The sequence below is a fragment of the Altererythrobacter lutimaris genome (assembly GCF_013371495.1).
Taxonomy (GTDB): Bacteria; Pseudomonadota; Alphaproteobacteria; order Sphingomonadales; family Sphingomonadaceae; genus Erythrobacter; species Erythrobacter lutimaris_A.
Genome location: NZ_JABWTA010000001.1, coordinates 783,658 through 803,319, shown reverse-complemented (window position 1 = coordinate 803,319; position 19,662 = coordinate 783,658). Strand labels below are relative to the sequence as shown.

The following is a 19,662-nucleotide window of genomic DNA, read 5'->3' as shown; positions in this document are numbered from 1 at the left end:
CCGTTGGCCAAGCGACCCCCACGTCGACCTGCTGGACTACCTTCACGCGAACAGGTTCTCGAGTTTCTTCAAAGCTCGGACACTCCTGCGGGCAAACGCGAGATTGCCAAGGCCTTTGGTCTCAAGGGCCAGGAAAAGATCGCGCTAAAACGCTTGCTTAAGGACATGGCCGAGGAAGGTCTGATCGACGGTAAGAAGACTGCCTATCACCGCATGGGCGGCGTCCCGAAAGTTACAGTGCTGCGCGTCGTTGACATTGAAGATGGCGAAGCGATTGCAGAGCCGGACAATTGGTCCCCCGATGCTCCGGATAAGCCTCCGCGGATCACCATGCGCGAGCTGAAGGGGCGGGGCGGGAAGCGGATGCCTGCCCTGAAGCGCGGGGACCGGGTGCTGTCGCGCACGGAAGAGACGAAAAGCGGATGGATTGCGCATCCGATGAAGAAGCTGCCCGCGCGAACCGAAGGTCTGATGGGCGTGGTTGAACTCGATGGGACAGGCAAACCTTGGCTTGCGCCGGTCGACAAACGCATTCGCAATTCAACTCCTATCTCGGATTTGGGTCAGGCTGAGGAAGGCCAACTCGTCATTGCTGAACGAGTAGGACGCTCGCCGCGCGCTGGCGTGAAAGTGGTTGAAGTCGTTGGCGATCCGCTCGCCCCCAAGAGCTTCAGCCTGATCGCAATTGCGAAACACGGCATCCCGCATGTCTTCCCGAACGAGGTGCTGGAAGAGGCGGAAATCGCGACGGGATTAGCGCTCAGCGAAGAGAAGCGCGAGGATCTGCGGGGTCTTCCCATTGTCGCGATTGATCCTGCCGATGCGCGCGATCATGATGATGCGATCTGGGCCAGTCCGCGTGAAGATGGCGGCTATGACGCGGTCATCGCGATTGCTGACGTGTCCTATTATGTGCGGCCCGGAAGCGATCTTGATCGCGAGGCGCGCAAGCGCGGCAATTCGGTTTATTTCCCTGACCGTGTCGTGCCGATGCTCCCTGAAGTGCTGTCCGCGGATGTCTGCTCCCTGAAACAGGATCAGGACCGTGCAGCGATGGTCTGCCATATGCAGATCGATGCTGAAGGGATGATCCGGAAGTGGCGTTTCAGCCGTGCCATTGTCCGGATTGCGCACAACATCGCTTACGAGGACGCGCAGGCGGCGGTGGATGGCGATAATACGCCTGAATATCTCACGCATCTGTGGGGCGCGTGGAAGCTGCTCGCAAAGGCGCGGCATGCGCGTGATCCGCTCGAGCTGGAACTGCCCGAGCGTCGCGTTGTCCTAAACGAGCAAGGCCAGATTGAAGAAATCGCAGTGCGCGAGCGTCTGGATGCGCACCGCGTGGTTGAAGACTTCATGATCGCCGCCAATGTCGCGGCGGCGAAAGCGCTGGAGTCCAAAAACTCGCCGGTTGTTTATCGTGTGCATGAGCCGCCGAGCCGCGAGAAGCTGATCGCCTTGCGAGACTTCCTCGCAACCTCAGGCAAGAAGCTCGCGCTCGGGCAAGTCGTCACACCGGGTCTTTTCAATCGCATGCTTAAAGATGTGACAGACGAGACGGAGAAGGCGCTCGTGATGGAGGCCGTGTTGCGGACGCAAACGCAGGCCTATTACGGCCCTGCCAATGCGGGGCATTTTGGCTTGGCGCTTGGTTCCTACGCGCATTTCACATCGCCGATCCGCCGCTATTCAGACCTGCTGGTGCACCGCGCGCTGGTCGATGCGTACAAGCTCGAGCAACCTAGGCCGAAGGTGGATTTGCCTGAGGCTTCGGGGCTTTCGGACCGCGATCGCCAATCGCTTCAGCAGATCACAGATGCGATCAGCCAGACCGAACGGCGCGCAATGGAGGCAGAACGCGACACCATCGACCGCTATGTCGCAGCATGGCTTTCGCATCGGATCGGCGAGAACTTCGAGACTCGCATTACAGGCGTGCAAAGCTTCGGTTTCTTCGCGACTATCCTTGGGCTGGGCGGAGATGGGCTCGTGCCTGTATCCACGCTTGGCGCAGAGCATTTCCGCTATGACGAGGCTGCGCAATCGCTCGTCGGTGAAAGCAGCGGCACAAGCTACACCGCTGGCGATCGGCTCACACTTCAACTGGCAGAGGCGAACCCGCTCACCGGTGCGATGAAATTCGTGCCTGTCGACAGCGATGGCAACGCGATCGAACCCCGCGGCGCACGTCCGGCACCTCGTTATGGCGAGCGAAAAGGCGGCAAAGGGAAGTACAAGGCCGGTAAACGGGGTCGGCCGTCAAATATCCGCCACCAGGGACGGCGGCGCTAACACCCGTCAGTCCCCTCGCTTCTCCGCCATTTCGTCATAACCTTCCGGCACGATGTAGAGCGGGCAGGGCAGAGTTCCCGCCTGCGCAGAAAAGTGCGTCACCAGCGGTCCGGGATTGCTCCCTGAGGCCGCGCCCAGCACCAGCGCCGCGACTTCCTCGTGATCTGCCAGAAATTCCTTCACCATCGCCTGCGCATTGCCAACGCGTACGGAAATCGCGGGCATAATCCCGCTTTCCGCGAGCAAATTCCCTGCCGCGCCGTGGGCGAGCACCTCGGCCCGATCACGTGCTTCCTGCTCTATGGTTGCTTGCACAGCGCCAAACGCGCTGACATTCTGTTGCGGCACCAGCGCCAGGATATGCACAGCGCCATCCACCGCTGCTGCGCGGCGAGACGCATAGCGCAGCGAAGACCGCGCCTCTTTCGTTTCGTCCATCACCACCAGGAAAACCCGCATTCAACCCGCTCCTGTTCTTGTGGAGACCGGTATTGGCTGAAATCGTATTCTTCGCAAGGACCTTGCCCATACGCTGCGAATTCGTCAGAGGTGTTTGCCAAGGAATGACGTCGCGTCACTGGGGCGTCATCAAGGGGAATTTTCGAGTTACCATGCCTATCGCAATCAAAATGCCCGCGCTTTCACCGACCATGGAAGAAGGCACCCTCGCCAAATGGCTTGTGGGAGTGGGCGACACTGTTTCTGCCGGCGACATCATGGCGGAAATCGAAACCGACAAAGCGACGATGGAATTTGAAGCAGTCGACGAAGGGGTGATCGCGAAGATTGAAGTCGACGAAGGCACGGAGAACGTCGCTGTAGGAACCGTCATCGCGATCCTGGCGGAAGAAGGCGAGGACGTGAAGGAAGCGGCGGCTTCGGGTGGAGGCAGTGCAAAAGCTCCTGAACCTGCGCCCGCCAAGGAAGAAGCGAAGGCAGAAGACAAAGCAGCACAAACGCCGGCCCCCGCGGCGAAAACGGCACCCACCCCCACTGCAACCGCGGGCGACCGCATTATCGCTTCTCCGCTGGCGAAACGGATTGCCGAGCAGAAAGGCATCGATCTTGCGGGCGTACAAGGAAGCGGCCCGAATGGCCGGATCGTCAAGGCAGATGTTGAGAATGCGCAGCCGGGCGCTACGCCTGCGCAAGCGTCCGCCGCTCCGAGTGCTGCACCACAGCCTGTTGCACAACTCGACGGTGAACTCGATGCACCATACGAAGCGCAAAAGCTCAATAATGTCCGCAAGGTTATCGCGCGCCGCCTGACCGAAGCGAAGCAGACGATCCCGCATATCTACCTGACGGTGGATGTACGTTTGGACGCCCTGCTGAAGCTGCGTAGTCAGCTCAACGCTTCGTTGGAGCCCGACGGCGTGAAGCTGTCGGTCAATGATCTGCTCATCAAGGCCCTTGCGCGCGCGCTCCAGCGCGTTCCGGCGTGCAATGTCAGCTTCCAGGGCGACGAGCTGTTCCAATATTCCCGCGAGGATATCTCCGTCGCGGTTGCTGCGCCTTCGGGCCTAATCACGCCGATCATTCGCGATGCAGGCCGCAAGGGCCTCGCACAGATCTCGACTGAGATGAAAGATCTTGCGGGCAAGGCGCGCGATGGCAAGCTGCAGCCGCATGAATTCCAGGGCGGCACCGCTTCGCTTTCCAACCTCGGAATGTTCGGGACCAAGCAGTTCGATGCGGTGATCAACCCGCCGCAGGCGATGATCCTTGCGGTTGGCGCAGGCGAGCAGCGACCGCATATCGTCGACGGTGCGCTTCAAGTCGCAACGGTGATGAGCGCAACGGGCAGCTTCGATCACCGCGCGATTGACGGCGCTGACGGCGCGCAGTTGATGCAGGCGTTCCAACAGCTCTGCGAAAACCCGATGGGGCTGGTGGTTTGATAAAATGCCTTGGACTGGGCTCTATGAAGTTAAACTGTCGCCCCAATGTCCGAACTATGAGCCAGGACTATACGGGGCGGTGGTGAACATTTTTGCCAACTGTCAGAGTGAAGCCCGTTTTCGCGAATTGGCGGCAGAAGTCCTCATGCGAAATCATTATGAGATTCTAGAGGTAAGTGAGGTAACGCAGTTAAACGAAGCCGGGTCCAGCCTTTCATACGAAGAGAGTGATTTGGTTCGTCAGCAGTTCGAAGATGGTAGCGAAGTAGCGTTTGGATACTTTCATACCTATCCCGAGGGCGGTTTGGATGGGTGAAACTACTTTGGTCTCTATCCTACACCCCAAATGTTGTGTCAGGCTGCGGTAATGCTCAAGAACCTCGTCCATCTAACTGATTATGCTGGAGAAGGTGGCGATCTGCGTCTGCCAGGTTTTCTTCTTCAGGACTGTGTAACATGCGTATCCAACATGGCCCTCTGTTCAGCCACGGATACGCGAAAATGAATGACTTGAGGAAGTGTAATGGCTGACAATTCCTATGATGTGATCGTGCTGGGTTCAGGGCCGGGCGGCTATGTCGCGGCGATCCGCTGCGCGCAGCTGGGGCTGAAGACCACTATCGTAGAGCGTGAGTTCCTGGGCGGCATCTGCCTCAACTGGGGCTGTATCCCGACAAAGGCGCTGCTGCGCTCGGCTGAGATCCTGCACTATGCGCAGCATGCGAAGGATTACGGCCTCAAAATTGCCGGCACGATTGAAGCGGATTTGGAAGCGGTGGTGAAGCGTAGCCGCGGCGTTGCCAAGCAGCTCAATCAGGGCGTCACTCACCTGATGAAGAAGAACAAGATCACCGTGCATATGGGCGAGGGCGTGCTGACCGGCCCGACTTCGCTCACCGTCAAAGGCGACAAGGGCGAGGAAAAGCTCTCTGCCAAGCATGTGATTGTCGCTACCGGCGCGCGCGCTCGCGATCTGCCGTTTGCGCCTGCGGACGGCAAGCGCATCTGGACCTATCGTCATGCAATGGTTCCGCCTGAAATGCCGAATAAGTTGCTGGTGATAGGCTCCGGGGCCATCGGGATCGAGTTCGCAAGCTTCTACAACGACATGGGCTGCGAAGTCACAGTCGTTGAAATGCTCGACCGGATTGTGCCGGTTGAAGATCATGAAGTCAGCGCGTTCCTTGAAAAGTCGCTCACCAAGCAAGGCATGACGATCATGACCGGCGCGGGCGTTGAAGACATCAAGGCGGACGCGAAGGGCGTGAAAGCCAAGATCAAGGGCAAGGACGGCAAGGTCGCGACCCACGACTTCACGCATTGCATCACTGCCATCGGCATCCAGCCTAACACAGAGAATATCGGGCTTGAGAAGCTTGCGGAGATGGATCGCGGCTTCATTCAGATCGATCCCTATGGCCGGACCAAGAGCAAAGGCCTGTGGGCGATTGGCGACTGCACACCGGGTCCCTGGCTCGCACACAAGGCGTCACACGAGGGCGTGACGGCTGCTGAAGCCATTGCGCAAGAGCTCGGCAATAAGGACGTACATCCGCACCCGCTCAATCGCGAGGCTATTCCGGGTTGCACCTATTGCCATCCGCAGATTGCAAGTGTCGGCATGACCGAGAACGCCGCGAAAGAGGCAGGCTACACCGTCAAAGTTGGCAACTTCCCTTTCATCGGCAACGGCAAGGCGATTGCGCTGGGTGAAGCGGAAGGCTTCACCAAGACAGTGTTCGACGCGAAAACCGGAGAGCTGCTCGGCGCGCATATGGTCGGTGCTGAAGTCACGGAGATGATCCAGGGCTACACCATCGGCAAGACGCTGGAGACGACGGAAGCAGAGCTGATGCAGACAGTATTCCCGCATCCGACGATTTCGGAAAGCATGCATGAAAGCGTGCTCGGCGCTTTCGGGAAAGCGCTCCACATTTGACCTTTGAGGCAGGGGAGGGGAAAGGCAGCCAATGACTGAATTCCTCCTCCTCGCCTTCATCCTGCTTGTCGCGGGGGTCATCGCAGTCCCTATCGCTGCAAGGCTCGGGCTGGGATCTGTGCTGGGCTATCTGCTGGCCGGAATGGCGCTCAGCCCGTTGCTCGGCTTCCTGGGCGTTGACGTCATTGCGCTTCAGCACTTTGCCGAGTTTGGCGTTGTAATGATGCTGTTCATCATCGGGCTTGAGCTCGAACCCAAGCGGCTCTGGGCAATGCGCAAACGCCTGATTGGCTTTGGTGGTGGACAGGTCGTGCTGACAACGCTGCTGATCGCAGGAATTGGCCTCATTAACGGCGATGACTGGCGCACCGCGCTGGCGATCGGGATGATCCTCGCGCTGTCCTCCACTGCGATTGTTTTGCAGACTCTTGAAGAGAAAGGATGGCTAAGCAGGCCTGGCGGCGAAGCAAGTTTCTCTGTGTTGCTGGTGCAGGATGTTGCAGTGATCCTCATTCTCGCGCTGTTGCCATTGCTGGCGTTGCCTGAGCTGGCTTCGACCGCGGCCAGTGGCGAGGATGGACATGGCGGGCTTAGCCTTGTGGCTCATCTACCGGCATGGGCAGGTGGTTTGGTCACGCTTGGATCGGTGGGGCTTGTGGTCCTGGTCGGCACCTATCTGAGTCGGCCGATCTTCCGCTTCATCGCGTCATCAGGCTTGCGTGAGCTCTTCACAGCGGCTGCGCTGGTGTTCGTAATCGGCATCGCTTTGCTCATGTTGCTGGTCGGCCTGTCGCCAGCACTGGGAGCGTTCATCGCAGGCGTTGTGCTTGCCAACAGCGAATACAAGCATCAACTCGAAGCGGACATCAATCCGTTCAAGAGCCTCCTGCTTGGCTTGTTTTTCATCACCGTCGGTGCAGGGATCGATTTCGCGCTGGCGACTGAACAATTCGGGACCGTCCTGTTCTGGACTGCCGTTCTGCTGATCGCGAAAATGGCTGTACTGTTTGTGATCGCCAAGGCCTTCAAGCTGGCGAAGCAGGATCGCTGGTTGTTCACTCTGGGCCTCGCACAAGCAGGTGAGTTCGGCTTTGTCCTGATCGCGTTCGCGCTGAGCAATGCGGTGCTTTCACAAGGGCTTGCAAGCCTACTCTTGCTTGTGGTGGCCTTCTCCATGTTGGTCACGCCGCTGCTGTTCATCATTTACGATAAGCTTATTGCTCCGCGATACTCTGTCGCTGACGAGCGTGCTGCGGACGATATCGAAGAACAAGGCGATGTGATTATCGCCGGGCGCGGGCGGATCGGAGGCATTGTTGACCGGATGCTGCAGTCTGCAAAGTTCAGCACCACGGTCATCGACTATGATTCGAAACATCTGGATATCGTGCGCAAGTTTGGCTTCCGGACTTATTTCGGTGATGCAACGCGTCCTGATCTTCTCGAGGCGGCAGGGATTGCAAAAGCAAAACTTTTGGTGGTCGCGCTCGATGAGCGGGAGAGCATCGACAAGCTTGTGAAATATGCTGTTGCCAATCACCCGAACTTGCATGTGATCGCGCGGGCGATTGATCGCAATCATGTGTTTGAGCTGTGGTCCTATGGTTGCCGCGACATTGTCCGCGAAACATATGACAGTTCAGTCCGGATGGGGCGTTCCGCTTATCAAGCGCTCGGGATCGATCGCCAGAATGCGCAGGCTATGGCTGATGCTTGGGAGGAGATGGATCGCCGATCACTGCGCGAAGTCGCTGATTTCTACGACATGTCCATTCCATACCATGAGAACGAACCGTTGATGGACAAGGTCAAGACACTGCGCGCGGAATGGGACCCAGTGCTGCAAGAGCAGATGGAAGAAATCTTGAGGCGTGGGCGCTGATTGATGACCGGGAAAAGTGGCGGACAGGGTGGGATTCGAACCCACGAAGGGCTTGCACCCTTGCCGGTTTTCAAGACCGGTGCATTCAACCGCTCTGCCACCTGTCCGCTCGAAGCGTGCAGCTAGCGAGGTATTTCGTGCTTGTCACCCCGCTTTGGCATCTTGTGGTTCATGTTTTGTGTGGCACAAGGCGATTTATGAAGATTCTTCGACACTTTGCTTCGTTTCTGGCTGTCTCGATTGGCGTCACGGCTGCGCCTGCGTCTGCTCAGGATGCCGATCTCAGTTACGAGGCATATATGCAGACTTTGATCGCACAGGCCCGTGCGGAAGGGGTCAGCGAAAGCACGCTCAGGCGCATGACTGAGGGGCTGACCCCCAATGATCGCGTTATCCGACTAGACAGAGGGCAGCCCGGCACGCCGACCCGTCGTGGATACCCTGAGCTCGCTCCGTATCTGCGAACGCATGTAAACAGTGTGCGCATCAATCGAGGTCGCGAAATCTACCGAGCTTATCCCACTCTGCTGTCTCAGATCGAGCGGGAGTACGGGGTTCCCGGCGAGATCATCGTGGCGATCTTCGGGCATGAAACGAGCTACGGCACGATCAAAGGCGGGTTCGACATGTCGCGCTCGCTCTCGACATTAGCATGGGAAGGCCGCCGTCGTGACCTGTTTGCAAGTGAATGGATTGCGTTGATGAAGGTAGCTGACAAGGGCTACTCGCGTTCAACACTCGTTGGCAGCTGGGCTGGCGCATTCGGCAATCCGCAATTCCTGCCTAGCGTGTACTTACGGCTCGCGGTCGATGGTGACGGAGATGGCCGCGCAGACATTTTTAACAATCGTGCGGACACTTTCGCATCCATTGCGAACTACTTCCGTGCAGCGGGATGGCGTCCCGGTCAACCTTGGGGTGTGAAGGCGAGTGTACCGCCGGGGTTCAATGTCGATGCTTACAAAGGTGAACTGGTCGCGCAGGTCTGCCCTCGCGTCCACGAGCGCCATAGCCAATGGAAGACTGTGCGTGAGTGGCGAGAACTTGGAGTGCAACCTCAAGTGCCGCTGGGCGATACTGTCATGACGAGCCTGTTCCAGCCTGATGGCCCGGGTACGCGCGCTTGGCTACTCACAAGCAACTATCGCGCGATCCTCGAATACAATTGCTCAAACTATTATGGTATGAGCGTCGGACTGCTTGCGGACGAGATTGCGCGCTGAACCTAGCGGTGGATAGCAGCCAACTAAGCTCGCATGGATCTTGCGAGATTGGTAAGGTCTACCGTCAATTCTGAAAGCACTAAAGCGTTGCCTGAAGTTCGCCTCCAATCAATCATCTTTGCGGCCGTTTTAGCGTTCTCCGCAAGTGTCGCACAAGCCGCGGCAGGCGAAGCGCGGATACCTGATGCAACGCAAGTGCCGATCGCACTGATGATCGACATGACTAGCAGTCAAGTCCTTTACGAGCGCCAAGTGGATCGCCGTTTCGTCCCGGCTTCGATCACGAAAGTCATGACCGCTTACACTGCGTTCGAGCTCATCAAGGCAGGCGAGCTTAACACTAATGCCGTTTACACAGTGCGGCCTGATACTTTCAGCAAGTGGCGGCGTCGCGGATCGACCATGTTCTTGGGCCTGGATTCAAAGCCGACGGTCAATCAACTGCTCCATGGGATAACCACGGTGTCGGCGAATGATGGTTCGGTGGTTCTCGCTGAAGGGGCCGCCGGTTCAGTTGAAGCATGGACTGATCTCATGAATGCGAGCGCGCAGGAGATCGGAATGCGCAACAGCCATTTTGCCAATCCCAATGGCTGGATGGACGACGGCAAAACCTTCGTGACTGCACGCGATCTGGGCCGCTTGGCTCAAGCAATGATTGGCCGCCACCCTGAACTCTACAGCACGTATTTCGGGAAGCGTGAGTACAGTTTCAACGGGATTACGCAGAGCAACCATGATCCTTTGTCCGGTACTGTCCAGGGCGCTGACGGCATCAAGACAGGCTTCACTTACGAAGCCGGATTTGGCTTTCTGGGTACTGCCAGACGGCAGGGCAGACGTCTGGTGATGGTTGTGGGCGGAGCTAACAGCCAGCGCATCAGGCGCGATGCCTCGAGGGACTTCATGGAATGGGGCTTTAGCGCTTTCGACAACCGATATCTGTTCAATGCGGGTGACAGCGTCGGGACTGCACGTGTGCAGAATGGCGATGCTTTTCACGTCGACTTGGTTGCCGCGGGGCCAGTCCGCGTTTCTGTGCCGAAGGCTTATGACGGAAACCTCGATATGCACATTGAGTATGAAGGCCCATTGCGCGCGCCGATCCGCACTGAAGAAAGGGTCGCGACTCTGATCATCTCCGGCGAGCGCGTGCCTGAAGCACGTATCCCTCTTTACGCTGCAAAGCCCGTTTCAACTGCCGGACCGCTTGACCGCGTGCTCAATGCCGTCTTGAGCTTCTTCGTATGAGCAAGAGCGAGGCAAAGCCGGGCGTTTTCATCGCGCTTGAAGGCGGCGAGGGGGCTGGCAAGTCCACTCAGGCTCATCTGCTCGCTGACGCCTTGCGCAAGCGAGGTTTGTCTGTCGATGTGACTCGTGAGCCAGGTGGAACTCCCGGCGCTGAAGCCATACGCGAGTTGCTACTCGACCCGCCGGGTGAAGGGTGGGGCGCTCGCGCGGAGGCAATGCTTTTTGCTGCAGCGCGTTCGGATCATGTTGAGAAGCGTATCAAGCCTGCGCTTGCTCGTGGCGAGTGGGTCATCAGCGACCGGTTCCTCGACTCCAGTCGCGCATATCAGGGCGTTGCCGGTGAACTGGGCGATGACGCAGTCCTGGCGCTACACGAGATTGGGAGTGGCGGTTTTCGTCCACATTTGACCATCTTGATCGAAGCTCCTGAAGAAGATGTCGCGGCGAGGCTTGCTCAGCGAGACGGCGACGAAAGCGATGCGATCGGCGGGCGAGATGCTGCCTATCACCGAGCGGTCGCGCAAGGATTTCGCCAGTTCGCTCAAAGCAACGCGGATGGTTTTGTTGTGATCGATGGTTCAAGAGCAGCAGAAGAGGTGCACAGTCGGATCATCCAGGCCATCGAACCCTTGCTTAGGACGAGCTCAGAATGAGCGTGCATCACAAGGAGGCGTGGCACGCATGGAGAGATGCCTCTTCAGGCACTCGGATGCATCACGGATGGATTCTTGCCGGCAAGCAAGGTCTTGGTAAGCGAGCATTTGCAGACGCTGCTGCACGCGAGTTGCTTGGCGCTGATCCAGCGCAAGAGCATCATCCTGATATTCTCGTCCTCACTTACGGTCCAAAGGACGACAAAGAGGACAAGAAGCGGGCCGACGGCAAGGAGTATGAGCGCGCACGCAGCATCCGCATCGCGCAAATTCGGGAAATGCAGCAGCGGCTGACGACGCGCCCCACACTGGGCGACAAGCGTGTGGTCATTATCGATCCCGCTGACGATATGGAGCGCAATGCGTCCAACGCGCTTCTCAAAAGCCTTGAGGAGCCACCGGAGGGCACATTCTTCCTTTTGGTAACCCATCGACCGGCTCAACTTCTGCCGACTATCAGGTCGCGTTGCCGTGTATTGCGCTTCAATCCGCTCGCTCAGGATGAGTTGGTACAGGAACTAAGAGCCACAGTTCCAGAGACCGATGGAGCGGCGCTCGCCGACGCTGTGCACTTTGCTGGCGGATCTATCGGGAGCGCCAAGCTCTTCATTGAGCAAGACCTCGCCCCAGTCGCCAAGATTATGCGTTCCATGATCGAGCAAGGAGACCGAAGTCTGCAAGGGCGAGGGGAGCTGGCGGCTCGAATTGGCGCACGTCCGGACCGTGTACGCATTCAAGCGGTACTCACGCTTGCGCGGACATTGACGGCAGATGCAGCGGGTGAGACCGAAGCCGCGCGACGCGTAGCGCTCATTGATGCGCATAGCGAATTGGTCGCGCTTACACGGCAGGCCCCGACTTTCAATTTCGACCCCGGTTTGCTGGCGATGGAAATCGGGACCTTGCTTGCAAACGCCGGGGCGGCTAGCGAGCGCGCCCATGGGTGAACCGTATTACATCACAACCGCGATCAGCTATCCCAATGGGAAGCCGCATATTGGGCACGCCTATGAAGCGATTGCGGCCGATGTGATTGCTCGCTTTCAGCGCTTGCAGGGGCGCGATGTGCGCTTCCAGACGGGCACCGACGAACACGGCCTTAAGATGGCGCGCAAGGCGGAAGAGCAAGGTCGCACCGCACGTGATTTGGCGGATGAAATGTCCGGCTATTTCCAGGAGATGTGCGGAGCGCTCAATGTCTCGCATGATCGCTTTATTCGAACTGTCGAGCCGGAGCATCACCGAGCCAGCCAGGCAATCTGGCAAGCGATGGAAGCCAAGGGCGATCTCTATCTCGACCGTTATGAAGGTTGGTATTCGGTTCGCGACGAAGCCTATTACGATGAGAGCGAGCTTGTCGTAGGGGAGGGGCAGGAAAAGCTCTCGCCTCAGGGTACTCCGGTGGAATGGACCGTTGAGGAAAGCTGGTTTTTCCGTCTTTCGGCGTATCAGGATCGCTTGCTGGAGTTGCTCAAGACGCCTGGCTTCTTGGAGCCTGGGAGCCGTCGCAATGAAATGATCGCGTTTGTGGAGGGCGGTCTCAAGGACCTATCGGTTAGCCGGACCAGCTTCGACTGGGGCGTGAGGGTCCCAGGCAGCGAGAACCATGTGATGTATGTCTGGGTCGATGCTTTGACTAACTATCTCACGGGACTCGGCTATCCTGATGAGACCGAAAACATGCAGAAGTACTGGCCTGCCAATCTGCATCTGATCGGCAAGGACATTGTGCGGTTTCACACGATTTATTGGCCGGCATTCCTGATGAGCGCAGACTTGCCTCTGCCCAAGCAAGTCTTCGGACATGGCTTCCTGCTCAATCGCGGTCAGAAAGAGTCCAAGTCGCTGGGCAATGTCACCGATCCGCTCGAATTGGCCGACAAGTTCGGCGTTGATGCCTTGCGGTACTTCCTGATGCGCGAAGTCGCCTTTGGTCAGGACGGCAGCTACTCACCGGAAGCGATTGTGACGCGGGCTAATGCAGAGCTTGCAAACAGCTTTGGCAATCTCGCGCAGCGCACGCTTTCGATGATCGCGAAGAATATGGATGGCAACCTAGAGCTGTTCGATCCCGAACAGGCTGATGCCGATTTACTTGGCCAGGTGGCTACGGCTTGCCGGACCCAGCTTCCGCGAGAATTTGAACAACTGTCGTTCTCACGCGGGATCGAGGACTGGATCCGTGCGGTCTATGCCTGCAACCAATATGTTGACGAACAAGCGCCGTGGACGCTTCGCAAGACCGATTTCGAGCGGATGAAAGTGGTACTGCAAACGCTTTTCATGGCTCTGCGCGATCTCGCGATTGCGATCCAACCCGTCGTTCCCGAGAAGGCGGCGTCCTTGCTCGATCAACTCGGCATCCCGGAAGGCGAGCGCACATATGCGGCCTTGGATGACGAGCAGTGGTATCAGCGTCTGGTTGAGAGCGGGTTCACAGTTGGCAAGCCAGTGCCTATTTTCCCGCGCCTCGAGTTGCCCGAGGAAGAGGCTGCCTGATGCTCGTCGATAGCCATTGCCACCTTGAATACAAAGGGCTGGTCGAAGACCAGCAGGGTGTGCTGTCGCGCGCGCGCAAAGCTGGCGTTGCCAAGTTCCTCAACATCTCGACCCGCCGCAGCGAATGGGATCAGGTAATCGGCACCGCTGAGCGCGAAAGTGATGTCTGGGCCAGCGTGGGCATTCACCCACATGAGGCGGATCAGCATGCAGATTTGGGCCGTGAGGAATTGCTCAAACGTGCGGAACATCTGCGAGTGATAGGGATCGGCGAAACGGGCCTAGACTATTATTACGACAAGTCCGACCGCGCGGTCCAGCGCGATCTCTTCCGAATGCATATCGACGTTGCGCGTGAGACCGGCTTGCCTCTCATCATTCACACCCGTGATGCTGAGGCAGATACGCTCGAGATTATTGAGGACGAGAAGGGGAAGGGGGACTTCCCCGCCCTTATCCATTGTTTCACTGCATCGGCTGAATTCGGGGCGAGGGTAGTCGAATTGGGGCTATCCATTTCGATTTCAGGCATCGTCACGTTCAAGAACGCAAAAGATTTGCAGGAAGCTGCGAAAGACGTACCTGCAGATCGATTGTTGGTGGAAACGGATAGTCCCTTTCTTGCGCCTGTGCCGCATCGCGGAAAACCATGCGAACCTGCATTTGTCGCTGATACTGCACGTTTTCTTGCGGAACTTCGCGGAGTACAAGAAGAAGAGCTCGCCAAGCAGACTACTGCCAATTTTCACAATCTTTTCAGTAAGGTTGCAGCTTGAAGCTCATAGTTCTGGGCTCCGGCACATCGACCGGCGTCCCGCGGGTCGGAAATGACTGGGGTGATTGTGACCCTGATGAGCCCAGGAACCGGCGCACTCGCGTCTCCATCGTCGTCGAAAGCAATGAAGGCAAACGGCTCCTTATCGACACCTCTACGGACTTGAGAGCTCAACTGCTTGCCAATGAAATCGATCATCTGGACGGAGTATTCTGGACGCATGATCATGCGGATCATTGCCACGGAATCGACGATCTTCGCGTGCTAAGATACGGCCGAGGCGGACCCATTTCGGGTTTTGCTGGCAAGGATACCGCGTATCGCCTCCGTCAGCGGTTTGGATATGTCTTTGCGGGACAACACGGTTATCCGACTATTGTCCACCTCGATACATTGGATCGACTCCGAATGTTTGCGGGGTTTGCCGTTGATTGGGTCCAGATGCCGCATGGACCAGGAGAGACAACGGGTTTCCGCTTTGAAGCGGACGGTAAGTCTATCGTGTATGCTACTGATTATAGTGCGATAACCGAGGATATGGTGTCTTGTTTCCAAGACGTTGATATACTGGTGAGCGATTGTTTGCGGCGTGATCCGCATCCGACGCATTCCAATCTGGCATTGGCGTTGGAATTAGCCGAGCGAACGGGTGCGGGAAAACTTGTGCTCAGCCATCTCGACAAGTCGATGGATTATGCAACATTGTCCGCTGAGACACCTGATCACGTGCTTGTAGGATATGATGGCATGGAGTTGGATGCATGAATGACGGCGCTTTGATCGGGATTGTGTCATTACTCGCTTGGCTGATTTTGGCCGGGAGCGCATTGGCTTCGTATAGATTAAGTTGGAGTAAGATCGTTCAAATGAGTCTGACGTGGCTTGCAATTTTCCTCGGCGTGTTCGTTCTTTTCAGCCTGATAGGTGGCTGGTGACCGTATTCAGTTATCATATCGGATTTAACATAATATAAATTATCATGCCATCAGATGACGTCTTATCTCTTGGGGAGGATGCCCCCTCTCTCGGAAGAAGCAGCGAGAATAATGAGCAAATCGACCGGCTGCTTGGGATTATGGCCAAGCTGCGCGATCCAGAGACTGGTTGCCAGTGGGACCTGGCGCAATCATTCAAGACAATCGCGCCGTACACAATCGAAGAAGCCTATGAAGTCTTTGAAGCGATCGAGCGGGAGGACTTGCACGAACTGAAGGACGAGCTCGGTGATCTGCTCTTTCAGGTCGTTTTCCATGCGCGAATGGCAGAAGAAGCGGGCGAGTTCTCGTTTCACGATGTCGCGCAGAGCATTTCAGATAAGATGGAAGCGCGACATCCGCACATCTTCGGTGACCAGTCAGGAGAAATGACGGAAAGACGCTGGGAGGCGCTTAAAGAAGGAGAACGCAGCGCTAAAGGTGCAGAGAGCGCGCTTGATGGTGTAGCATTGGCATTGCCGGCGGCAATGCGCGCTCAAAAGCTCCAGAAGCGTGCAGCACGCGTTGGGTTTGATTGGCCGGACACCGACGGCCCCAAATCGAAGATACTGGAAGAACTTGAAGAACTTGAGGCGGCAACCTCACAAGCGGAAATGTCCGAGGAAGCCGGAGACTTCCTATTCGCAGCAGTAAACTTGGTTCGTGCATACGGCGTGGACGCGGAAGAAGCGCTGCGCTCTGCTAACTTGAAATTCGAAAGACGTTTCAAAGCAATGGAGAAGATTGCAAATGGCAAGTTCGCATCGCTTTCGCTAGAGGAACAGGAAGAATTGTGGGTTCGCGTAAAATCAGAGGAGAAAAGCGCATAATCCGCAGGTCTAAAGCCGCTGATACTGCCCCCATTCCTTCGGGTTCAAACGAACAGCCATTTTTCGCGAAGGCCCCTTCCCCTCATCTTCGCTTTCAGATTCTGACAAGACTTCGCCATGCGCATGCAGCCATGCAATGCGTTTTCCGTCGCTTAGCGGGAGCGAAAGCTCATAAACCTGCGCGCCTGCTGTGAGCATTGCGCTTAACTGCTCAGCAAGGTCCTCAACGCCTTCGCCTGATATCGCTGAGAGCAAGACCACATCGTCACGCGCTTGAGCTGAGGCCGCCAGTTCTTCAGAAGTCGCCTGGTCCAAAAGGTCGCTTTTGTTCCAGCATTCGACGATCGGGATAAGGCTCTCGCCATCTTCGCCGTCAATTACGCCGAGATCGGCCAGGACCGCCCTAACCTGCTTGTCTTGCGCGCTGTTTGACGGATTGGATATATCACGCACATGCACAATCACATCGGCTGCGGTGACTTCCTCAAGCGTGGCACGGAATGCAGCGACCAGTTGCGTTGGCAAGTCAGAGATAAAGCCTACCGTGTCGGACAGAATGGCTTTCTCGACACCAGGCAAGGCAATCGCGCGCATAGTGGGGTCGAGTGTGGCGAACAATAGGTCTTCCGCCATAACTTCAGCGCCCGACAGACGATTGAAAAGTGTCGACTTGCCCGCATTGGTGTAGCCGACCAGAGCGATCACAGGCCAAGGCGCCCTTCCCCGCCGTGCACGGTGGAGAGAACGCGTCTTGCGCACCTGCTCCAGCTCTTTGCGCAGACGTCCCATGCGCTGGCGGATCATCCGGCGGTCGGCTTCGATCTGCGTTTCACCCGGGCCACCTAGAAAGCCGAAGCCGCCGCGCTGTCGTTCAAGGTGGGTCCAGCTGCGGACCAGACGGCTTTGCTGATAGTCGAGATGCGCAAGTTCAACCTGCAGACGGCCTTCGGCGGTCGCTGCGCGCTCCCCAAAGATCTCAAGGATAAGACCGGTGCGATCGATCACTTTACGCTTAAGTTCGGTTTCAAGGTTACGTTGCTGGATAGGGCTCAGGGGGCCGTCAACGATCACAAGATCGCATTCAAACTGCTCACAGGCTGACTTGAGGTCTTGGACCTGCCCGGCCCCAAACAACGTCGCCGGACGGATCGAACGAATGGTTACGATGCGCGCTTCGCCAAGGACAACGCCGATCGCTTCAGCTAAGCCGCATGCTTCAGCCAAACGCTCCTCGGCATCGAATTCGTAGGATTGGCCGCGGACATCCGGACACAGCACGAGCGCTCTCGCGCCGCGCGTTACTTCACCGAGCAGATCGTCGTCGAAACTCAGTCGCTGTCGCTTTCGTCGCCGTCCGTCAGATCGACCGGAGAGGCGGGTTGGATCGTCGATACAGCATGTTTGTAAGCGAGCTGAACGAAGCCGTCGCGTTCAAGCATTGTGCAGAAGAGGTCATACGCTGCGATGCGCCCTTGAAGCATCACCCCGTTCACGAGGAACATCGTGACCTCGACGCCGGCCTCGCTTACGCGGGAGAGGAACACATCTTGCAACAAGCGCTGCTTGCGGTTTCCTTGCTGGCTTTCGAACTGGGCTGCATCAATTGGCTGCCCCGGCATGATCGTCGAGATGGCGTGTTTGTAGACCAGCTGTGACTGCCCGTCTCGCCGCAACAGGATCGAGAAGTTGTCAAACCAAGTGACGATGCCTTGAAGCTTAACGCCTTTCACAAGGAACATGGTCACCGGTGTGCGGTTCTTGCGCAGCAGGTTGAGAAACGCATCTTGCAGGTTTGCCGGGCGGCTGTCGCCACCCTTTGTTTCAGCGTCAGCTGGGCGTGCTGAGAGGGTTCGCCCATTAGACATGGTCAGTCTCCGAGTTCTTTATTGGCGGCCGCTTGTTACGGTCCACGTGGCGGCGTTGGCCGACCCTGAGGGCCAACAAAGATGAGTATTGTTACGCGAGTGTGACGCAAATGTTCAAGTGAATACGAAAGCACTTATTGCTTTTTCTGCAATCGCTGAAGTTTTCTTAGTCCTTCTTATCGGTTGTTTTGCGCTCCGACATGCCGAGCAACTTCAACTTCCGATGAAGCGCCGAGCGCTCCATTCCGATAAAGTTCGCAGTTTTGGAGATGTTACCAGAGAAGCGACGGATCTGGATCGTGAGATATTCCCGTTCAAAGCTCTCGCGTGCCTCTCTCAGCGGCACCCCCATCATGTTGGTCATCCCTGTCTCGGACGAGTCAGGTTCGCTTCCGGTGACTTCAACCGGGAGCATGTCCGCTTCGATTGTTTGCAAATCATCGCGAGGGCTCATGATGATAGTCCGTTCGACGACGTTCCGCAGTTGCCGGACATTGCCAGGCCAGTCATAGGCTTGCAACGCCGCCATGGCCTCTTCGCTGATTGCGGGGGCCGTGATGCCTTGCTCGGCCGAGTAACGCGTGAAAAAATGTTCGACCAATGCGGGAATGTCGTCCCTACGCTCGGCAAGCGATGGAACGGTCACAGGTACGACATTGAGCCGGTAGAAGAGGTCCTCGCGAAAGCGTTTCTCCTCCATTTCCTTTGCAAGATCACGTGTCGTTGAAGACACCACTCTCACGTCAACTCCGATTTGCCGCGAGCCCCCTACCCTCACAAAACTTTGGTCGGTCAGCACACGCAAGATCCGCGCTTGCGTTGAAAGCGGCATATCCGCCACTTCATCCAAGTAAAGCGTCCCACCATCAGCGAGTTCAAGCAGGCCTGCGCGAACCAGTTTTCCATCGGACTCTTCGCCGAAGAGCTCCTGCTCGAACCGTTCAGGCGTAATGCGGGCCGAATTGACAATGACAAACGTGCCATCGGGCCGTGTGCTCCAACTGTGCAGCAATCGCGCGGCAACTTCCTTGCCCGCGCCTGCGGGGCCAGTGATGAGAACGCGGCTTCCGGTGTTGGCAACACGCTTAAGAGTCGCTCGAACGGCGTTGATGACACTTGAGTTACCAGTGAATTCCTCGCCGCGCGCGAAGCCTTCACGCAGTCGCGAATTCTCGCGCCGCAAGCGCTCTGTTTCTGTAGCACGCTCAACTAACAACAGGAGTCGCTCCGCCTCGAATGGCTTTTCAATAAAGTCCATTGCACCCCGGCTGACCGCGGAGACAGCAGTATCGATGTTTCCGTGGCCCGAGAAAATGATCACTGGCAGCTCGGGCTCACGGGCCTTGATTGCGTCAAGCACTTCCAGGCCGTCCATCTCGCTTCCGTGCAGCCAAACGTCGAGCAGCACGAGGCTGGGTCGGCGCTCATCAATGGCTTTCAATGCGCTGGTGCTGTCTGCGGCGGTTCGGCAATCATAACCTTCATCGCTCAACACGCCGGAGACAAGCTCGCGGATGTCGCGTTCATCATCAACGATCAGAATATCGAGTGCCATATCAGGCCTGTTCCTTTACG

Annotated in this window: 16 protein-coding genes and 1 tRNA gene; 12 read left to right on the top strand and 5 right to left on the bottom strand. The window is 57.2% G+C overall.

What is annotated here, in order from left to right:
* Positions 1-3: 3 nt before the first annotated feature.
* A complete protein-coding gene (rnr, locus tag HUO12_RS03870) occupies positions 4-2,295 on the top strand; it encodes a ribonuclease R (RefSeq protein WP_176272349.1) in 2,292 nt (763 codons plus the stop codon).
* 6 nt (positions 2,296-2,301) lie between these two features.
* On the opposite strand, the gene HUO12_RS03865 is transcribed toward rnr, so the two are convergent.
* Complete coding sequence (locus tag HUO12_RS03865) at positions 2,302-2,754, bottom strand: universal stress protein (protein WP_176272348.1); 453 nt, start codon at positions 2,752-2,754, stop codon at positions 2,302-2,304.
* A 152-nt stretch (positions 2,755-2,906) separates the two neighbouring features.
* Here HUO12_RS03865 and HUO12_RS03860 point away from each other — a divergent pair, with 152 nt between their 5' ends.
* The 3 genes from HUO12_RS03860 to HUO12_RS03850 all read left to right on the top strand — a co-directional run bounded on the left by HUO12_RS03860 (position 2,907) and on the right by HUO12_RS03850 (position 8,017).
* Positions 2,907-4,196: a pyruvate dehydrogenase complex dihydrolipoamide acetyltransferase gene (locus tag HUO12_RS03860; RefSeq protein ID WP_176272347.1), complete on the top strand. Its 1,290-nt coding sequence runs from the start codon at positions 2,907-2,909 to the stop codon at positions 4,194-4,196.
* Between the two features lie 523 nt (positions 4,197-4,719).
* A complete protein-coding gene (lpdA, locus tag HUO12_RS03855) occupies positions 4,720-6,135 on the top strand; it encodes a dihydrolipoyl dehydrogenase (protein WP_176272346.1) in 1,416 nt (471 codons plus the stop codon).
* Positions 6,136-6,166: 31 nt separating this feature from the next.
* Entirely contained in the window at positions 6,167-8,017 is a 1,851-nt protein-coding gene (locus tag HUO12_RS03850; RefSeq protein WP_176272345.1) for a cation:proton antiporter domain-containing protein, read from the top strand.
* Positions 8,018-8,034: 17 nt separating this feature from the next.
* Here the strand turns inward: HUO12_RS03850 and HUO12_RS03845 are convergent.
* Positions 8,035-8,124, bottom strand: a tRNA-Ser gene (locus HUO12_RS03845).
* Positions 8,125-8,214: 90 nt separating this feature from the next.
* On the opposite strand from HUO12_RS03845, the gene HUO12_RS03840 reads away from it, so the two are divergent.
* From HUO12_RS03840 to mazG, 8 genes are all read left to right on the top strand, one after another.
* On the top strand, positions 8,215-9,240 hold the full coding sequence (locus tag HUO12_RS03840) for a lytic murein transglycosylase (RefSeq protein WP_176272344.1): 1,026 nt from the start codon (positions 8,215-8,217) through the stop codon (positions 9,238-9,240).
* 87 nt (positions 9,241-9,327) lie between these two features.
* Positions 9,328-10,491, top strand: coding sequence for a D-alanyl-D-alanine carboxypeptidase family protein (locus HUO12_RS03835; protein WP_232367300.1), 1,164 nt, complete (start codon positions 9,328-9,330; stop codon positions 10,489-10,491).
* On the top strand, positions 10,488-11,144 hold the full coding sequence (gene tmk, locus HUO12_RS03830) for a dTMP kinase (protein ID WP_176272343.1): 657 nt from the start codon (positions 10,488-10,490) through the stop codon (positions 11,142-11,144). Before HUO12_RS03835 ends, tmk begins: the two co-directional genes overlap by 4 nt.
* On the top strand, positions 11,141-12,091 hold the full coding sequence (locus HUO12_RS03825) for a DNA polymerase III subunit delta' (RefSeq protein ID WP_176272342.1): 951 nt from the start codon (positions 11,141-11,143) through the stop codon (positions 12,089-12,091). The genes tmk and HUO12_RS03825 overlap by 4 nt, the downstream gene beginning before the upstream one ends.
* Positions 12,084-13,643: a methionine--tRNA ligase gene (gene metG / locus HUO12_RS03820; RefSeq protein WP_176272341.1), complete on the top strand. Its 1,560-nt coding sequence runs from the start codon at positions 12,084-12,086 to the stop codon at positions 13,641-13,643. Before HUO12_RS03825 ends, metG begins: the two co-directional genes overlap by 8 nt.
* Positions 13,643-14,419, top strand: a complete 777-nt coding sequence (locus HUO12_RS03815) for a TatD family hydrolase (RefSeq protein ID WP_176272340.1) — start codon at positions 13,643-13,645, stop codon at positions 14,417-14,419. The genes metG and HUO12_RS03815 overlap by 1 nt, the downstream gene beginning before the upstream one ends.
* Complete coding sequence (locus HUO12_RS03810) at positions 14,416-15,183, top strand: MBL fold metallo-hydrolase (RefSeq protein WP_176272339.1); 768 nt, start codon at positions 14,416-14,418, stop codon at positions 15,181-15,183. Before HUO12_RS03815 ends, HUO12_RS03810 begins: the two co-directional genes overlap by 4 nt.
* 214 nt (positions 15,184-15,397) lie before the next feature.
* Positions 15,398-16,222 carry a nucleoside triphosphate pyrophosphohydrolase gene (gene mazG / locus HUO12_RS03805; protein ID WP_176272338.1) on the top strand — a complete coding sequence of 275 codons (825 nt, stop codon included), beginning with the start codon at positions 15,398-15,400 and terminating at the stop codon, positions 16,220-16,222.
* Positions 16,223-16,231: 9 nt separating this feature from the next.
* On the opposite strand, the gene hflX is transcribed toward mazG, so the two are convergent.
* The 3 genes from hflX to ntrX all read right to left on the bottom strand — a co-directional run bounded on the left by hflX (position 16,232) and on the right by ntrX (position 19,642).
* Entirely contained in the window at positions 16,232-17,500 is a 1,269-nt protein-coding gene (gene hflX, locus HUO12_RS03800; RefSeq protein WP_332310365.1) for a GTPase HflX, read from the bottom strand.
* A gap of 50 nt (positions 17,501-17,550) precedes the next feature.
* Positions 17,551-18,087, bottom strand: coding sequence for an RNA chaperone Hfq (hfq, locus tag HUO12_RS03795; RefSeq protein ID WP_176272337.1), 537 nt, complete (start codon positions 18,085-18,087; stop codon positions 17,551-17,553).
* Positions 18,088-18,253: 166 nt separating this feature from the next.
* Positions 18,254-19,642: a nitrogen assimilation response regulator NtrX gene (gene ntrX / locus HUO12_RS03790; RefSeq protein ID WP_176272336.1), complete on the bottom strand. Its 1,389-nt coding sequence runs from the start codon at positions 19,640-19,642 to the stop codon at positions 18,254-18,256.
* Positions 19,643-19,662 lie beyond the last annotated feature (20 nt).

Excerpts from the sequence above, each read along its gene's own strand:
- HUO12_RS03865 (WP_176272348.1), bottom strand. The coding sequence starts at position 2,754 with ATGCGGGTTTTCCTGGTGGTGATGGACGAAACGAAAGAGGCGCGGTCT.
- HUO12_RS03860 (WP_176272347.1), top strand. The coding sequence starts at position 2,907 with ATGCCTATCGCAATCAAAATGCCCGCGCTTTCACCGACCATGGAAGAA.
- lpdA (WP_176272346.1), top strand. The coding sequence starts at position 4,720 with ATGGCTGACAATTCCTATGATGTGATCGTGCTGGGTTCAGGGCCGGGC.
- HUO12_RS03850 (WP_176272345.1), top strand. The coding sequence starts at position 6,167 with ATGACTGAATTCCTCCTCCTCGCCTTCATCCTGCTTGTCGCGGGGGTC.
- HUO12_RS03840 (WP_176272344.1), top strand. The coding sequence starts at position 8,215 with ATGAAGATTCTTCGACACTTTGCTTCGTTTCTGGCTGTCTCGATTGGC.
- tmk (WP_176272343.1), top strand. The coding sequence starts at position 10,488 with ATGAGCAAGAGCGAGGCAAAGCCGGGCGTTTTCATCGCGCTTGAAGGC.
- HUO12_RS03825 (WP_176272342.1), top strand. The coding sequence starts at position 11,141 with ATGAGCGTGCATCACAAGGAGGCGTGGCACGCATGGAGAGATGCCTCT.
- metG (WP_176272341.1), top strand. The coding sequence starts at position 12,084 with ATGGGTGAACCGTATTACATCACAACCGCGATCAGCTATCCCAATGGG.
- HUO12_RS03815 (WP_176272340.1), top strand. The coding sequence starts at position 13,643 with ATGCTCGTCGATAGCCATTGCCACCTTGAATACAAAGGGCTGGTCGAA.
- mazG (WP_176272338.1), top strand. The coding sequence starts at position 15,398 with ATGCCATCAGATGACGTCTTATCTCTTGGGGAGGATGCCCCCTCTCTC.
- hfq (WP_176272337.1), bottom strand. The coding sequence starts at position 18,087 with ATGTCTAATGGGCGAACCCTCTCAGCACGCCCAGCTGACGCTGAAACA.
- ntrX (WP_176272336.1), bottom strand. The coding sequence starts at position 19,642 with ATGGCACTCGATATTCTGATCGTTGATGATGAACGCGACATCCGCGAG.